A 17,639-nucleotide genomic window follows, 5' to 3' on the forward strand; every position below is an offset into this window, starting at 1 on the left:
ATTTAAACTGCTTTTAAAGCTTTTCTACTACTTCCTGCCGCGATAAAAGAAGCGATAAGTCCTAGAATTCCTATGGTAAATATCACTATAAGAATGTTTTCAAAAGTAATGGCTACGGGATAGGGCAGGCTGGGCGTGATCATAACAAGATCAAATTGCAGTTGTAGGTAAACCAATAAAACTGCAGCTGATAAACCAATGGCCCCACCTATAATCGTCATAAGGATTCCCTGGGTAAAGAAAATTTGTTTGATCTGACTTTCGGAAGCGCCAAGGTTATATAATGTTTTAATGTTATCCCGTTTATCGAGGATCACCATAATAATAGAACCGGCTACATTGAAAAGTGCGATTATCAAAACCAGCGTAAAAATAAGATATACCGCAAGATTTTCGGTGTTCAGCATTTTATAAAGCGTCTCGTTGAGTTGCGCTCTGTTTTTTACGATAATCTCTTCGCCAAAAAGGTTTATTATTTCAGCAGTGACGACTTCGGTATTTGCATTTGGAATTGTTTTAATTTCTATGGCAGAAAATGTGTTTTCATCTAATTCTAAAAGATTTTGGGCAAAATTAAGATTGGAGAATACATATTTATCGTCCAGTTCTTCGTTTACACTATAAATTCCGCTAACAATCACTTTTTCCTGGTTAAACGCCTGGCCAGGGTTCAAACCGGTAATTTGCCCTTTTCCTGGGCGCGGCACCATTACATTTAAGAGGTTTTGGTAGTTAAAAATACTAAGTCCCAGTTTTCGGGAAATCCTGTTTCCCACCACCACCTGGGCCTCACTATTGGTTAACCAGGAGCCCGAAACCGCACTGTCTATTTGGGTTACCTGCCGGTAATTGTCATCAACACCTTTTATAAATGCCGTGTGATTTTTATTTCGGTAATCGAGAAAAATTCGTTCTTCAATGGTTTTACTGAAATTGGCTATTCCTTCAATTTCAGCGAGCTGATTGGCTTTGTTGTCAGGGAACTGAAAGGTTTTTCCGCTTGACGGGAGAATTTTTAAATCAGGGTCAAATTTATTGGAAAACGAAAGGCTAAAATCCTTCAATCCGGCGAAACCCGAGAGTACGATAAACAATGAAAAAGCCCCTGCAAAAACGCCTATGGCGGCAATAATGGTAATAATATTAATAGCATTATTGCTGCTTTTGCTAAAAAGATAGCGCCTGGCGATGTAGAAGGGGAACTTCAAATTAAGATTTTTTCCGGCGTTCCAGTAGATCGGGATCGGTTATTGGGTTTTCTTCGCCTTTAATAGATTTTTCTATACCTTCTATATAATCCAGGGAATCGTCCAGGTAGTAATTGATTTCCGGCATTTTTCGCAACTGGTTTTTGGTGCGCTGTGCCATTTCGTGTTTTATCTTAGACTTTCCAAGGTTTATTTCCTCTATAACTTCCTGCGCGTGTTTTTGCGGAAAAATACTGATATAAGCTTTCGCAATAGAAAGATCTGTAGTTACTTTCACTTTAGAGACCGAAATAATTACTCCTGTTCTCCCGGCATCTTTAAGGTTCTTTTGCAGGATATCGGCTAGATCGCGCTGCAAAACTCCTCCTATTTTCTTTTGTCTGTTTGTCTCTTCCATAAGGCAAAAATACTATAATAAATTGGTATACTCCTAAATGTAAAAAACTATGCGTACAAGTCTTAATTTTGAATTATACTATTCTTAATTATTTGACTTGTTCATTTTTTCCATTGATGAAAAAACGAACCAAAAAAATCCAGGCTTACGAATCTTTATCTAAATTTTTATGCTCGTTTCCTAAATTTTAGGAACTCGCCAATTAAGCTGCTGCTTACATTAAAATTTATGTTGGCTCAAACAGCCTAAAATTTTACGGAAACTTCACTTCAAATTTCACCATAAATTTTCGATAGGCCAAAATGAACTTATTCAAAAGCAACCTAAGTAATACCGAACCTATTGGAGTAAAGATGTTGTGTTTTCTTTTTAAATTTATAGAAGTTTACCGATTTTGAATTTATAAAATTAGAAGTTTAACTTGCTGCATCTATTTAAAAAATGAAAAATGAAGAAAATTGAGCATATTGGGATTGCAGTAAAAGATATTGAAGCGGCCAATGCCACCTATAACGCGGTTTTAGGCAGTGAACATTATAAAACCGAAAGGGTAGAAAGTGAAGGCGTGAGCACCTCTTTCTTTAAAATTGGGGAAAGTAAAATTGAATTGCTTGCCGCTACGAATCCCGAAAGTCCTATTGCTAAGTTTATTGAAAAACGCGGTGAGGGAATTCATCATATAGCTTTTGCGGTAGATGATATTAAAGCTGAAATTGCCCGACTGGAAAATGAAGGTTTTAAGCTTATAAATACCGAACCAAAGGAGGGCGCCGATAATAAGCTGGTTGCTTTTATGCACCCTAAAAGTTCCCACGGGGTTTTGGTAGAGTTATGCCAGGAAAAAAGCCCCTCCCCGGCCCTCCCCAAAAGAGAGGGAGTTAGCGATTAAGAAATTGCATTTCACCTTGCAGGAGTTAAAAATATATCATAATATTGCACTCCTAAAATTCGGGTATTGTTGAAATACTTGAATTGGTCCTATAGCTCAGCTGGTTAGAGCACTTGACTCATAATCAAGGGGTCCCTGGTTCGAGCCCAGGTGGGACCACCAACAAAATCAAGCCTTACAGAAATGTAAGGCTTTTTTGTTTCTCCTTGGGTACAACATATGTACAACAATTCTAGATAATTTAAGGTTTGAGATAATCTTTATACTGATGCAGTAATTTCTTGTCGTTAATCGTATACAAATTAAAAGGCAGCGAATGAATTTCTTGTTTTTCAATGGAGCTAAAAGACGAATTGCATCAATTTGAATTACTAAAAAAAAAATAAACAAGGTTGATAAGAACTTTCCAAAGAAACCTTTAATTAGATCTTTAGAAAATTGGCTGTGATAAGAACCAAATTTGGAGTGTTAAAATGGATTTTCGAGTATTGGAGGGGGAGTCCGGTAAAATTAATATTTTTTAGTCTTAGTTACAACCACTGCCACTCTTTTAGCTCAGCTATTTTAATTGTAATAACTCACTAAAAAAGATATGTTTTTTTAGTGATTGAATTAAAATCTTTCCCTTAACCTACTATGTCCATATTTGGTTTGGATTATGTTGCATTTATGTATGTTGGAAGAATGATTGTTATTATTTTTTCCCCTCCGGCATTTATTATAAAATAAGTTTCTCTCTTCTTTAGACAAATTTAACAACGTCGGATCTGAATTATATATTTTAGAATATAACGTGAAAATTTAATTAAGGTCACAAAATATAACCTAATAATATACCGTTTCACTAATTTTTTGTTAAGTTTATAAAATTAATGGTTAGTTAATTTTCAGTTCCAATGGAAAAAGGGGATACTTATTTTTTAGTGAGAGCTCTCAAGAGTGGGGATATAAATTCACTTGAAAAGGTTTATAAAATCTATTATTCAAAACTTTATTGGTTTTCTAAAAAATTTGATTCTGCTACTATGGAATCTGATGATTTTGTACAACAAACTTTCCTTAAAATTTGGGAGAATCGAGACCAGCTGAAGGATAATGTTTCCCTAGATCAGCAAATTTTCATCATCTGCAAAAATCTTATTCTTAACCATTTAAAACGGGAAGCTAAGACTGTAGCCCAAATTGAAGAGATCTACCTACCTAAAAATGAAGAAACAGAGGGGGTGGAGTTTAAAAACACTAATATAAAAAAGTTGAGACTTATCATTGAAAAGCTTCCCCCTAAAAGGAAAAACATTTTTTTACTACACAAAATAGACAACCTTACTTATGAGGAGATTTCCGTTTCCCTTGGAATATCTAAGAAAACTATAGCAAATCATATCTATCTCGCTCATAATTATATTAAAGAAGAGTTGTGTGAATCCTAAAAAATATTTAAAAATATTAGGAACTTATAAAATCTCAATTGTTATAGTAATACAAACCCTTACCAAAAAAGGTGAATAATTACGAATCTGACATAGAGAATAAAATGGAAGTGTCTTGGGAAGCCGATTGTAAGGAGGTTCCCAAAACTGAAGTTGAAGTTTCATGGAAGGCGTTTAAAAAACGTATTTCCAAAAGAAGCTGGAAAAGAAAGAGAACCCTTTCTTATAAAGTTTTCGGAGCAGCTGCTGTTTTGGCGGTTATATTTACTGGATATTTTTTTCTTAATGTTTACAATCCAAACATTCAGGTGGTCAATAATTCTTCTTTAGATAAAGAGATTACTTTACCCGATGGAAGCCTGGTGCTTTTAAAACCAAATTCAGGAATTCATTATAAAGAAAGGTTTGAAAATACTCGGGGAGTAAGTTTAACTGGAGAAGCTTTTTTTAAGGTTGTAAAAGATAGCATGAAGGTTTTTAAAGTAAAGACCGCCACTACTACTACTACAGTTTTGGGAACCTCTTTTACCGTTAACCAAAAACGCGGTTTAAAAGATGCTAAAATTGCGCTATATACAGGGAAAGTCTTGGTTTCTGTAAAGGGAAGATTAGAGTCCTGGGCGATAATTCCTGGTGAAAGCTTTGTGTATGAAAAGGACAAAATTTTTATAGAGAAATTTGAAACTGACCTCTCTTTTGAAACAGGGAATGAATTTATTGATGTAAATAATATTGAGCTCGAAAAATTACTGGATTTCCTTGAAGATAGATTTAATTGTGAATTTCAGAAAAACACCTATACAAAAAATAAGCGCATAACTCTTAGGGTAAATAAATCTGATTCCCTAAAACAAGTATTAAATATTTTATCAATTATAAATAACACTAAATATGAAATGAATCCTAAGACTAAAGAAGTACAAATTTTAAAAAAATAAAAAAAGAGTCCGCCACGATCAAATAGAGAACTCTTTTTTATAATCAAGAAGTAACATCGATGTAAAAAATCGAGCGGCTACTTTAATTTCCAAATTTAAATAATTTAATATGAAAAGACTATTATTTACATTGTTTTTTTGCCTCCCAATAATTGGTAATTCTGCCCAAATATCTTTCGTTCTGGACAATCCCAGTCTTAAGGAATTAATATTAGAAATAGAGTCTCAGAGTGATTTTAAATTTGCTTATGGAAATGAAATAGATGTTGAAACTAAACTTACCGGTAAGTATACTTTTCAGGATGAAGATTTAGCGAAAATACTAACGTCACTATCTACAGAGACACCATTTAGTTTTGAGGTTTTGGGAAATAATATTGCAATTACTGAGGACTTACCGGTAAACAGGGATAAGGTAAAAAAATCTAAACCTCAAATGAATATAGAAGGAAATGTTACAGATTCAAATGGGATGCCGCTGCCAAGTGTTACTGTTCAAGAAGAAGGAACAAATAATGGGGTAATGACAGATTTTGATGGAAATTTTAATATTGAAGTAAGTTCAGATGATGCCGTTTTAATCTTTTCCTATGTAGGTATGCAAACTACGAGAAAAACTGCTGAAGGCAATACAACTATGAACGTCCAAATGGAGGAGGACGCACAGGCATTGGATGAAGTAATGGTTGTGGGGTATGGAACTCAAAAAAGAGGAAGCGTTGTAGGGGCTGTCTCACAAGTAAATTCAGAAGATATGGAGAACCGTAGCGTTACAAGGCTATCAGAAGCTTTAACAGGACAAATGCCAGGGGTTACAATTATTCAGCGCTCAGGCAGGCCCGGTTATAGTGCTGGAGATATCTCTGTTCGTGGGGTTGGTTCCTTTGGGGCCGATCCGTCTGCTTTGGTGTTAATTGACGGTATTCCAGGAAGTATGAATGATATAAATCCCAATGATGTGGAAAGTGTATCTGTTTTAAAAGATGCTGCAACTGCTGCTGTCTATGGTTCCAGGGCAGCTAACGGGGTTATCTTGGTAACAACAAAATCTGGTAGAGAAGGTAGAACCCGTATTACTTATAATGCTTATGTTGGGGTCCAGAGAGCGACAGAGCTTCCAGATCTTGTGAACTCCTGGGAATATGCCGAACTTTATAATGAAGCAATTGGGAATACTGTTTTCACTCCTGAAGATATCCAGAACTTTAGAGAGGGAAATAATCCAGACAACTTTCCAAATACTGATTTCATAGGAGAAGTTTTTTCAAGAGATCCAATTCAGACTTCTCACAATCTGCAAGTTAGTGGGGGGAATGAAACTAGCCAATACGTGGTTTCATTGGGGTACCTTAACCAGAAGGGCCTTTTAGAGCGAAATGATTACTCCCGTTATAATTTGCGGCTGAACCTAACTAATGAACTTAGTGAAAATCTAACGCTTATTACCCGGTTATCCGGAGCAAATGAAATAATTAATGAACCCGCACCTCCTGCAGGTATAGAGTTTACTACAATGGATCAAATTATCGGTGAAGTTGTAAGGGTGCCATCTATTTATGCAGGAAGACTTTCCAACGGCTATTTTGGAGTTGGACATGCGGCAATGGGAACGCCTATTTCCTATATGGGAAGTGAATCCTTTTACTATGATAAACCTTATTCTTTAAATGCAAACATGCGTCTTGATTGGCAGGTGCTATCCGATTTAAAATTATCCCTCATAGGAGGTTATAATCGGGAAACAAGGCTCCAAAAAAGGTTTCTAGCCTCACAACAACTCAATGAAGAAATTCTACTAGGTCCTACTGAATTGACTCAAATAAACGATAACTCTTATTATGCAACGGTTCAGGCATTTGCGGAATATGATAAGGTATTTGGAGATCATACTTTTAACGTCTTAGGTGGTTATTCCTTCGAAACGAGCCATTGGGAGACTATGAGTGGATTCCGATATCTTCAAGGGAATAGTTTGCAAGAGATTAATACGGGTGATACGGATGGTCAATGGATAAATGGAACTGCCACTGAATGGGCTCTACAGTCGGTCTTTGGACGGGTTAGGTATGACTTTGCTAATAAATATCTATTTGAAAGTACTGTGCGGTACGATGGATCGTCAAAATTTCCGACTGAATATAAATACGGGTTATTTCCGTCAGTAGCCCTTGGATGGAGAATCTCGGAAGAGGATTTCTTTTCTGTACCTAGAGTTACTGACCTTAAACTGAAGGCTTCCTTTGGAGAAGTAGGAAACCAGAATATAGGAAATTATCCATATCAAAACATTTTATCTGCAGATTATGGTTATCCTTTTGGCGGCACATATCAAACCGGAGTTGCAGCTACAAGATTAACCGACTCCCTGTTGCATTGGGAAACCACGAGGTCCTTCAACACCGGAATTGATCTTAGCATCTTAAATGGCGATTTAGACGTTAGCGTAAACTACTTCAATAGGAAAACATACGATATCCTATATCAACCTTCTTCTAGTGTGTCTATGGTCTTGGGAAAAGACATGTCTGAAACCAATACAGGTAGCTTACGTAATTCAGGTTGGGAGTTTGAAGCAAATTATCGTAAATATTTCAACGATTTTAGTTTTCGTATAAGCCCCAACTTTTCTATAATTAACAACGAAGTTCTGGATTTAGGAGTGGGTAACATTGAACAAGAGAATGGATTGGTTGGTAATGGGACTGATTTATTTATTGGGCATCCAATGCAAACCTACTATGGGTATGTTGCCGATGGGTTGTTTGGGAATGAGAATGATGTAGCCTCTTGGCCTGATATGTCAAGAGTTAATCCGAATGCACAGCCGGGAGATATAAGATACCGGGATATAAGCGGTCCTGAAGGAGTACCAGACGGACAAGTAGATGCCACTTATGACAGACGTATATTGGGAAGCCGTATTCCTAAATATAATTTTGGGATGGCCTTTGGGGCAGAATATAAAGGCTTTGATTTCAGTGTCTTACTACAAGGTGTTGCAGATGCAGTGGGTAGACTTCAAGGATATGCAGGATATGCATTCAACAATACGGCATCTGTTCAGAGATGGATGATGGATCGTTGGGCACCTGAAAATCCTAATCCTAATGCTGCGTACCCAAGGTATGAATTAATCCCTAATTCAGGTACGCCTAATACTGAGTTATCTACCTTCTGGCTACCTGATGCTTCATATGTACGAGTAAAGAATGTCCAGGTTGGGTATAGATTTCCTTCAAATATACTTGAAAATTTAAGAATCGAAAATTTACGGATATATGCTTCAGGTGAGAACCTTTACACTTGGAATAATTATAGGCAAGGTTGGGATCCGGAAATAAATACCAATGGAAGATTCTACCCTATTTTTGCTAATTATACTATTGGTTTGAATGTCAATTTTTAAAAGATCAAAATCATGTTGAAAAATAATATAATAATCATGTTGAAAAATAATTATATAATTATTCTGTTACTGGCAGTTATCCTTACTTCTTGCGAAGCAGAATTGGAAAAAGATCCACTAGATCAGTTCGCTTCCGAAACGTTCTGGCAAGATGAAAACGATGCATTATTAGCCTTGACTGGTGTTTATCGTGGAACGATGAACATTAACAGCCCGTCTGTCAATTTAACCGATTGGTGGTCCTATACAGGTGTAATGTTCCTTGAATTTGCATCTGACAACGCTTTTGATAGGAGGGGCGTTAACGCACCTACTCACAGATTATCTAACGGTACAAATACAGCGACTAATGGTTTTGTTAGTTCTGCCTGGCAAGCCAGCTACAGAAAGATTGCAAGAAGCAATGATTTTTTGGAAAATATAGAAAGCGTTTCTATGGAGGAAAGTAAAAAGGCACGATTTTCTGGTGAAGTTAAGGTTATACGGGCCGTACAATATTTCAATTTAGCTCAATATTGGGGTGCTGTACCTTTTGTGACAGGGACAATCACTCCAGAAGAAGCTAATACTATTACTCGTACGTCCAAAGATGAAGTGATGCAATTTGTTATAGATGAATTACGATCCGCTGCTTCCGTCCTTCCAACGCATGGGGAACTTCCTAGTGGTCAAATGGGTAGATTGACGCGCCAAGCGGTTCTTGGTTATTTGGGAAGAGCTCTTCTTGCTGAAGACCTATTTCCTGAAGCTGCTATTGTTTACAAAGAGATAATTGATTTGGGCGAGAATATTATTGATCCTGATTATAGTTCTATTTTTACAGTAGCAAATGAAAATAGTGATGAAATAATTTTTAGTGCTCAATATGTGGAAAATGAGGCCTCAAATTCAATGTTTCAACATATGTGGCCTGCCGTACTAGGTGGGTGGCATATTTTCAATCCGTTGGGTGATTTAGTCATGTCATATGAGTTTATAGACGGTACTCCTTTTTCACATACAGATCCCAGGTACGATCCAAAAAATGAAGCCGCCAATAGGGATCCGCGTTTGGACTATACCATTTTGTTCAACGGGGAAGGACTTACACCAACTACCAGATATATAACCCATCCAGATTCTACCTCTTCACCTGATCAATTGGGTGCTGGTAAGCAAGCAACCCAAACAGGGTACGGAATTGAAAAGATGATGGATTTTAATTTTACCGGGGGACTGCGAAATTCAGGAGCCAATATGCCCATAATTCGTTATGCAGAAGTGCTGTTGAGTTATTTGGAAGCTAAATTGGAGACTGGAGATCCAATTGATCAAGGTTTGCTTGATGCAACTATTAACCAAGTAAGAGGGAGGGCTTCTGTGAATATGCCACCTATTACAACCACTGATCCTAATGAATTAAGAACAATTTTAAGGAATGAACGTCGGGTTGAGCTAGCTTTTGAAGGCTTACGTTACTGGGACTTGCTTCGCTGGGGAACCGCCGAAACTAAATTAAGTGGAGCTTTTTATGGAGCTCCGTTTCCAGATGCCGAAAGGATGCAGACACAAGATGGAGAACCGCATCCTTTTGATCGGTGGTATGTAATGACCAGGAATTTTAGGGCACAGGTCGACTATTTATGGCCTATTCCTCAAAATGAGGTGAGTATTAATCCCAACCTAGAACAAAATCCTGGGTACTGATATAATTTTGACCAAAGTTCCACTTCAAAATTTAAACACCCAAAATTAATTTTAAAAAACATGAACTTTTTCAGAATAGATTATTCGTTTTTCTTTCTTTTCTTTCTATCTCTTTGTTCCTGTAATTTTCTTGCCGGAAATAAAGATGAAAAAGGAGATAAACAGGTGGAAAAACCAAATATTGTTATCATTTACATGGATGATTTAGGCTATGGGGATGTTGGGGCATATGGGGCCACCGAGCTGAAGACACCCCATATGGACAATTTAGCTCGGGAAGGATTGCGCTTCACACGGGGTTATGCTGCATCAGCTACCTGCACGCCTAGCCGTTATGGGTTATTAACCGGAGTTTATCCCTGGCGGAATAAAAACGCAAGGATACTGTCAGGTACCGCACCATTGCTAATTGACACCAATCAGGTGACTATACCAAAGGTTCTTAAGAGCAAAGGTTACCATACGGGAATTGTTGGCAAATGGCATCTGGGATTGGGCAACGGCAATACAAACTGGAATGAGGAGGTGTCGCCTGGCCCTAATGAAGTCGGCTTCGATTATTCGTATATAATGGCTGCAACTCAAGACCGAGTGCCTACGGTTTATATTGAAAACAGATTTGTTGTAGGGTTAGATCCCGAAGACCCTATTCAGGTTGATTATCGAGATAATTTTACTGGAGAGCCGACCGGGAAAGAGAATCCGGAATTGCTTACAATGGATTGGCATCATGGCCATAATAACAGTATAATTAATGGGATTCCTCGAATTGGATATATGACGGGCGGCGAAAGTGCTAAATGGAGCGATGTTGATATGGCGGATGACTTTCTGGAGAAGGCCCAGACATATGTGAAAGAACATAAAGAAGAACCATTCTTCCTTTACTATGCTTTGCAGCAGCCCCACGTGCCACGTACTCCGCACCCTCGTTTTGTGGGTTCCTCTGGTATGGGTCCCAGGGGTGATGCAGTAGTCGAGGCCGATTGGGCTATCGGTGAATTTATGAAGACTTTGGAAGAGGAAGGGGTATTAGAGAACACACTTATCATTTTCTCCAGTGATAATGGGCCTGTACTAAATGATGGTTATCGTGATGACGCCGTAGAAAAAATTGGGGATCATACCCCTTCTGGGCCATTCCGGGGCGGGAAATACAGCCTTTTTGAGGCGGGTACGCGGGTTCCATTTATAGCATATTGGAAAGGCAGGATTGTTCCTGGGGTTTCTGATGCTCTTGTAAGCCAGGTGGATTTATTAAGTTCCTTAGGTGAACTTGTTGGTCAAAGCGTTCAAGGCACAGATAGCAAAAAAATGTTGGATGTCTTCAAGGGAGAAAAAGAAGAGGGTAGGGAAGTTCTTATTATTGAAGCTACTTCCAGAACAGCTTTAATAAAGGATGACTGGATAATGATCCCTCCTTATGAAGGGCCTGCAGTGAATAAGCAGGTGGATATTGAACTGGGCAATTCAGACAGATATCAACTTTACAATATAAAATATGATCAAGGGCAGAAAACAAACCTTGCTGAGCAGAACCCAGAGAAACTGGAAGAAATGATCTTAACCTTTGAAAAAATTCGAGGTGTGGATTATGGTCAAATTGAACAACTTGAGTTGAAGTAAATAAGAAAAAAACGAGACATACACTTTTATCCGTGTCTAGTAAAAAAAATGCCATTAATCCTTTAAAATTTTGGAGGTTTAGTAAATAGAATTTGTGTATTAGATTTAGCCATTCATGTTGGATTTTCCACTGGATTATTATTAGGAAATTAATTATTTTAGAACAGTAATGAAAAAAAATGATAGAAGAAAATTCCTAAGGGAATTTGGTATTTCAGTTGCATCGGCCTCTTTGGCTTTGGCTGGTGGTCCTGCTGCGTTAGCCGCCATTAAGCCTGTTAGTCAACTGGAGCAAGGTTTGGTAAATGATTTTGCAAACACACCGGACCGAATTTGGATCGGAGAAAAATATTGGTCTATCCCAATGGAGGATTGGCAATTAAAGGCAGGGCGAATTGAGTGTACTGGTAATGTCCCCAACTCTAGGGTCAATTTATTGACGACCATCCTCCATGGGGGCAATGGAGAATTTAAAGCCACTACGGATTTGGGTCTCTTGGCCACCTCCCCCAATAGGAACCAAACCGGATCGGCTGGCTTCAGCCTTGGCATCAAAGATGAAATTGACCCTGACATCAAGGCTGCCTGTTATTATGGGAAAGGATTACGAGCCGGTGTTTCATTGCAAGAAGGTTTGTTTATTGGAGAAAAAACCAAGTCACTTCCCAAAGGTTTTGACTTTTCAACTTTTTCTTTGTCGATTGAAGGTGCTGGGAATGGCACTACCACTCAATTGACTTTGACCTGTAGGGGCAAGGACGGCAAATCTACCAGTCTTGCCTATGAATTAAAGGCAAACTTAGAAGGCCTGGTAGCATTGGTAAACAATTTTCATGAAAAAGGAGGTGCCAATTTTTGGTTCAAGAATTTTAGCCTGACCGGCTCGAAATTGGCCTCTAGACCGGAAAACAGTTTTGGCCCAATTTTGTGGGCCATGCATACCTTGTCAAAAGGGACGCTTAATCTAATGGCTCAAATGCCGCCATTAGGTGCAGGTGATAGCCAAGAGGTAGGGCTGCAGTTCAAGAATGGTAATGTATGGGAGGAGGCGGCCACGGAGAATATCTCTAAGGATGCCTATACGGCTCATTTTAGGATAAATAATTGGGATGCAGGGAAGGCAGTTCCTTACCAGTTGGTCTATAGGAATAATGGTCAAACCTATACCTACGGTGGAACGGTAAGGCAGGAGCCTGATGGGAGGCCGTTGCGATTTGGTGGACTCACCTGCCAGGAGTGGGGCGGTTATCCCTACAGTCCTTTGCTTGTTAACTTAAAAAAACATGACCCGGACATGTTGTATTTTTCGGGAGACCAGTTGTACGAGGGCAATGGCGGGTATCCTATCAAACGTGCCCCTGAACGGACCTCTGTTTTGAGTTACCTGGGAAAATGGTATATGTTTGGTTGGGCATTCGGAAATATGATGCGTGACCGTCCTACCATTTGCACGCCAGACGATCATGATGTATTCCACGGGAATATCTGGGGCGAAGGCGGTAAAACCCTGCCCCTGGAAAATTGGGAAAAAAGTCAGGATGATCATGGAGGTTATGTCCAGACCCCGCAGATGCTAAATGTTGTAGCAAAAACCCAGTGCGGTCATTTGCCCGCCCCTTTTCATCCCCAACCTTTATACACAGGTATGGAAACCTGGTATACCGATCTGGTTTATGGGCAGGTGAGTTTTGCCATAATCAGTGACCGCATGTTTAAATCCGGGCCGGATTTAGTTCGGTCGGGTGAGGGTCGGTTGGACCATATTACTGAACCTGTATCAGAGGGTGAACTGGAAGACCGGAATTTAACCCTCTTGGGTGTAAACCAAATGCAGTTTCTGGAGCATTGGGTGGGAGACTGGCAGGGGGCCAGCATGAAAGTATTATTGTCACAGACCCTGTTCTGTAATGTGAGCACCCACCATGGTGCGGAGAAAATGTTTTTGCATGGGGATATGGATTCCGGTGGTTGGCCGAAAAAACAGCGGGACGGGGTGCTCCGGCTGGTGCGAAAGGCGTGCACCTTTCATATCAACGGTGACCAACACTTACCATATATCGTGCAATATGGCATTGATGAACCTAAAGATGGTGGTTGGACCTATTGTACCCCGGCTATTTCTACTGGCTATATCCGTTGGGGTCAGCCCGACTTAATAAATATTCCTTATACTAACCGACCCGAACATGGCTTGCCCAATACCGGGATTTACCCAGATGGTTTTGGGAATGTTAATTTCGTTTATGCGGTAGGGAATCCCCTGGATAATTATCAGGATAAAAACAGATATCGACAAGCCCAGAATAAATCTTCGGGATTTGGAATCATTACATTCGACCCAAAGGATAGGACTATTAAAATGGATGCATATAGGTTTTTAGCCGATAAAGATAATCCAAAGCCGGATGATCACTTCCCTGGCTGGCCACTTACGATTTCCCAAACCGAGAATGATGGGAGAAAGCCTGCTGCATACCTGGCAAAGTTGGAGATAAATAGATCTGACCAGGTAGTAAGGATAATTGATGAGGAGACAGACGAACTAGTTAGTATCCTTAGGATAAAAGGCTTTGTTTACAGTCCAAAAGTTTATAGCCGAGGCCCTTTCACCATAGAAGTGGGAGAAGGAAGAGCGGTAAAAGTCCTCGAAAAGATTAAGCCAATAAATGAGGGATCAAAGGAGACCATTAGCATTCAAGTTTAAAGCAGGTTCGAATATTTGCACATTGAATGATTATTTTCTGTACTATTTCACATAATAAACAATCAATGATATTTAAAATAGCACACATAATTCTGATAATTATTCTTTTTAATGCTACGAAATCATTTTGTCAAAATAAGTTACAGCCTGAAGGAAAGAAAAAGCCTAATATCATTTTTATCCTCACCGATGATCTTGGTTATGGGGACCTAGGGGTTACGTTTCAGAACCAGCGTGCTAAAGAAGGATTTCCATATTTTCGTACACCAAATATAGATCGTTTAGCTGGTGAAGGGATGCTTCTTACAAGGCATTATGCGCCTGCGCCGGTATGTGCTCCATCACGTGCTTCGTTGCTGTTAGGCGTACACCAAGGCCATGCCAATGTTAGAAATAACCAATTCGATAAGGCTCTATCGGATAATCCCACATTGTCTTCTGTGATGAAACAAACTGGCTATGCTACCGCTTTGGTGGGGAAATGGGGGTTGCAGGGGCTAGAGGGAGACAGTCCTGAATCCTGGGAGGCTTATCCTACAAAACGGGGTTTTGATCATTTTTTTGGATATGTGCGGCATAGAGATGGGCATAATCACTATCCTGCCCACAAGGTACGTGAGCGGCCTCCAATGGAATTGTACCATGGCAATATTGAGATTTCTGATCAGCTTGAGGGATCCTATACCACCGATTTATTTACAGCTGCGGCAAAAAAATGGATTATGAATCAGGAACAAAATAAGCCAGAGCAACCCTTTTTCCTGTATTTGGCTTATGATACGCCACATGCAGGTCTACAAGTAGCACCTTCCCCATATCCTGAAGGAGGAGGACTTGAGGGGGGAGTTCAGTGGATTGGGGAACCGGGACATTTTATTAATACTGCGGAAGAAAGCATTGATGATTATTTCCATCCTGATTATGCCGCAAAGGATTGGCCTGTTCAACAAAAGCGACATGCGAGTATGGTGCGCCGGATAGATAATGCCGTTGGGGATATAATGAAGCTCCTCGAGGACTTGAATATTACTGATGAGACTTTAATAGTCTTTACTTCAGATAATGGACCTCATAAAGAGTCTTATGGATATGGGGATTATGATCCTACTTTTTTTGATAGCTATGGTGTCCTTGACGGAATAAAACGGGATACCTGGGAAGGTGGGATACGTATGCCAACCATAGTTAAATGGTCCAATCATATTCCTGCTGGCAAAAGAAATGATACCCCATCAGCTTTTTATGATTGGATGCCAACTTTTGCGGAGTTAGCAGGAATTCCTGCGCCTGCCCGTACTGATGGTCATTCACTATTGCCAATCCTAACGAGGAGTGGTAATCGTGAAGCTGGCGTTGTATATATTGAATACCAACAGGATGGGTATACGCCTGCTTATTCGGATTTTTATTCCAGCCATCAAAGCGAATTTCGGGGAGAGATGCAGGTTATCTATCTTGATGGATATAAGGGTATTCGTTATGACATAAAATCTGCAAAGGATAAGTTCCGTATTTATGATACTCGGATAGACTCGGGGGAAACAAATGACTTGGCAGAAAATAGTGAATACTTTGAAAAACTTCAACAAAGAATGCAGGATCGTGTATTACGGATTCGGCGTCCCAATTCCACGGCGATGCGTCCTTATGATGATGTTCCTATGCCGGCATTGGCATCGTCTTATGGGGCTAATCCGGGTCTTCGTTATCGTGTTTTTGAGGTTGCCACTCCCTGGACACCTGATATAAATACAATAAAAGAAAGTCCTGTAAAAATGGGCACAAGTAAGGGTATCCATCTTGAAGTGACTAGTCCGGTCGATTTAGTTATTGAATATAGTGGTTTAATTGAAGTACCGCAAACTGGTGAATACAGCTTTACATTGCAAACCGACCGTGGGGCCTTGTTGAGGATTCACGAAGCTACTGTGATTGATGCTGGTAAAGGATATCGTTCGGGATCCGATATATCATCCAAGATCTATTTGGAGAAGGGTTTTCATCCTATTCAGGTTATTTATGCTCGTGGGAAGAAAGGTGCTTCTTCTTTAGAATTACATTGGAGCGGTCCGGGATTTTCTCAGAAATTACTGAATTCTGAACAGTTGTTTCATTAAATGTGTTTAATGAATAACTATCATAATACTATTAAATTGATAATTTGTAAATTTCTTTTATAACAGTATATTTTTAAAAATTACAATTAACGAATAAAAACACTGCTTATGAATTTGCCAGGACAAATTAGGAAGGTATAGAGCCAAGTCTTTAATCATCAGATGATGTGGTTAAGATAAAAATCCTTTATTCCTAAAAGCTTATATCGAGAGAGAATAAAATTATTCTGTAAACAATATAATCTTTTATGGCTGCTGCTATTAGAGAAGGTTATTTTTAAGTAAAAATCGGATAGATATAGAAAAACGTAAAATCTTTAATTCAAATTGAAAACTAAAAAATAAAATGAAGAACGAAATTCAATTCCATAAGTTTTCAGCAATTTTAATTTTTGCTACAGCTTTTATTTGTTTTGGATGCGCATCCAAAAATTTACCGAAATGGCAACAATTATTCAATGGAGAAGACATTGATAATTGGAGGGTTAAATTGCGGGGACATGAGCTTGGTGATAATTTCGCTAATACGTTTAAAGTTCAGGACGGCATTCTTCAGATTAGATATGATGAATACGGAAATGGGTTTGATAGTAAATTCGGTCACATATTTTACGAAAAGCCATTTTCTTCCTATTTAATTGGAGTGGAGTATCGTTTTGTTGGGGATCAGGTAAAGAATAACCCCGGGGCTTGGGCCTATCGTAATAACGGAATTATGATTCACGGACAGGATCCCGAAACAATGGAGAGGGATCAGGATTTTCCAAATTCTATTGAAGTGCAGCTTTTGGGAGGTAATGGTAAAAATGAACGTCCTACAGTAAACCTGTGCACACCGGGAACGCAATTTGTCATGAATGGGGAATTAATAAAAATACATTGTACAAACTCAACTTCCAAAACCTTCCCCGGTGACCAATGGGTTAGGGCGGAAGTTCTGGTGTTAAGGGATTCCCTCATTGTGCATTATGTAAATGGAGAAGAAGTAATGCGTTATGAAAAGCCACAAACAGATGATGGAAAATTACTGGATCGAGGTACTATTTCACTTCAAAGTGAGAGTCATCCAACCGATTTTAGAAAGGTAGAGATTGTGGATCTTGAGAAGTATAAAAATGACCCTGAGAAATTACATACAGTTGTGGAAAAACTTATGGCTGAAAAAAAAATAAAATCAAGAAGCTAATATAGATTATGCAAAAAAATCATAGTCATTAAAAGAGTTGTATATAATTAGA

General features: G+C 38.9%; 11 protein-coding genes and 1 tRNA gene. 10 read left to right on the forward strand and 2 right to left on the reverse strand.

Annotated features, from left to right (window positions below; genetic code table 11):
• Positions 1–2 precede the first annotated feature (2 nt).
• Both J0871_RS04035 and rbfA read right to left on the reverse strand, forming a co-directional pair.
• On the reverse strand, positions 3–1,208 hold the full coding sequence (locus J0871_RS04035) for an FtsX-like permease family protein (RefSeq protein ID WP_208223613.1): 1,206 nt from the start codon (positions 1,206–1,208) through the stop codon (positions 3–5).
• 1 nt (position 1,209) lies between these two features.
• Positions 1,210–1,605 carry a 30S ribosome-binding factor RbfA gene (gene rbfA / locus J0871_RS04040; protein WP_037318333.1) on the reverse strand — a complete coding sequence of 132 codons (396 nt, stop codon included), beginning with the start codon at positions 1,603–1,605 and terminating at the stop codon, positions 1,210–1,212.
• Positions 1,606–2,053: 448 nt separating this feature from the next.
• Between rbfA and mce the strand changes: the two genes are divergently transcribed.
• From mce to J0871_RS04090, 10 genes are all read left to right on the forward strand, one after another.
• Positions 2,054–2,494, forward strand: a complete 441-nt coding sequence (gene mce, locus J0871_RS04045; protein WP_208223615.1) for a methylmalonyl-CoA epimerase — start codon at positions 2,054–2,056, stop codon at positions 2,492–2,494.
• 85 nt (positions 2,495–2,579) lie between these two features.
• Positions 2,580–2,656 (forward strand) — tRNA-Ile (locus tag J0871_RS04050).
• 734 nt (positions 2,657–3,390) lie between these two features.
• Positions 3,391–3,924 (forward strand): sigma-70 family RNA polymerase sigma factor, encoded by a 534-nt coding sequence (locus J0871_RS04055; RefSeq protein ID WP_208223617.1) that lies wholly within the window; start codon positions 3,391–3,393, stop codon positions 3,922–3,924.
• Positions 3,925–3,995: 71 nt separating this feature from the next.
• Positions 3,996–4,862, forward strand: a complete 867-nt coding sequence (locus J0871_RS04060; protein WP_208223619.1) for a FecR family protein — start codon at positions 3,996–3,998, stop codon at positions 4,860–4,862.
• Between the two features lie 130 nt (positions 4,863–4,992).
• Complete coding sequence (locus tag J0871_RS04065) at positions 4,993–8,268, forward strand: SusC/RagA family TonB-linked outer membrane protein (protein WP_208223621.1); 3,276 nt, start codon at positions 4,993–4,995, stop codon at positions 8,266–8,268.
• A gap of 12 nt (positions 8,269–8,280) precedes the next feature.
• Positions 8,281–9,954 carry a RagB/SusD family nutrient uptake outer membrane protein gene (locus J0871_RS04070; protein WP_208223623.1) on the forward strand — a complete coding sequence of 558 codons (1,674 nt, stop codon included), beginning with the start codon at positions 8,281–8,283 and terminating at the stop codon, positions 9,952–9,954.
• A 60-nt stretch (positions 9,955–10,014) separates the two neighbouring features.
• A complete protein-coding gene (locus tag J0871_RS04075) occupies positions 10,015–11,580 on the forward strand; it encodes an arylsulfatase (protein ID WP_208223625.1) in 1,566 nt (521 codons plus the stop codon).
• 169 nt (positions 11,581–11,749) lie between these two features.
• Positions 11,750–14,284, forward strand: a complete 2,535-nt coding sequence (locus J0871_RS04080) for an alkaline phosphatase D family protein (RefSeq protein WP_208223627.1) — start codon at positions 11,750–11,752, stop codon at positions 14,282–14,284.
• A gap of 65 nt (positions 14,285–14,349) precedes the next feature.
• A complete protein-coding gene (locus J0871_RS04085; RefSeq protein WP_208223629.1) occupies positions 14,350–16,401 on the forward strand; it encodes a sulfatase-like hydrolase/transferase in 2,052 nt (683 codons plus the stop codon).
• A 346-nt stretch (positions 16,402–16,747) separates the two neighbouring features.
• Positions 16,748–17,587, forward strand: coding sequence for a DUF1080 domain-containing protein (locus J0871_RS04090; RefSeq protein ID WP_208223631.1), 840 nt, complete (start codon positions 16,748–16,750; stop codon positions 17,585–17,587).
• The last annotated feature ends 52 nt before the right edge of the window (positions 17,588–17,639 follow it).

The organism is Salegentibacter sp. BDJ18 (assembly GCF_017579965.1).
GTDB lineage: Bacteria > Bacteroidota > Bacteroidia > Flavobacteriales > Flavobacteriaceae > Salegentibacter.

Bases quoted from the DNA above. Each gene is read 5' to 3' on its own strand.
- rbfA (WP_037318333.1), bottom strand. From the start codon at position 1,605: ATGGAAGAGACAAACAGACAAAAGAAAATAGGAGGAGTTTTGCAGCGC.
- mce (WP_208223615.1), top strand. From the start codon at position 2,054: ATGAAGAAAATTGAGCATATTGGGATTGCAGTAAAAGATATTGAAGCG.
- J0871_RS04055 (WP_208223617.1), top strand. From the start codon at position 3,391: ATGGAAAAAGGGGATACTTATTTTTTAGTGAGAGCTCTCAAGAGTGGG.
- J0871_RS04070 (WP_208223623.1), top strand. From the start codon at position 8,281: ATGTTGAAAAATAATATAATAATCATGTTGAAAAATAATTATATAATT.
- J0871_RS04075 (WP_208223625.1), top strand. From the start codon at position 10,015: ATGAACTTTTTCAGAATAGATTATTCGTTTTTCTTTCTTTTCTTTCTA.
- J0871_RS04080 (WP_208223627.1), top strand. From the start codon at position 11,750: ATGAAAAAAAATGATAGAAGAAAATTCCTAAGGGAATTTGGTATTTCA.
- J0871_RS04085 (WP_208223629.1), top strand. From the start codon at position 14,350: ATGATATTTAAAATAGCACACATAATTCTGATAATTATTCTTTTTAAT.
- J0871_RS04090 (WP_208223631.1), top strand. From the start codon at position 16,748: ATGAAGAACGAAATTCAATTCCATAAGTTTTCAGCAATTTTAATTTTT.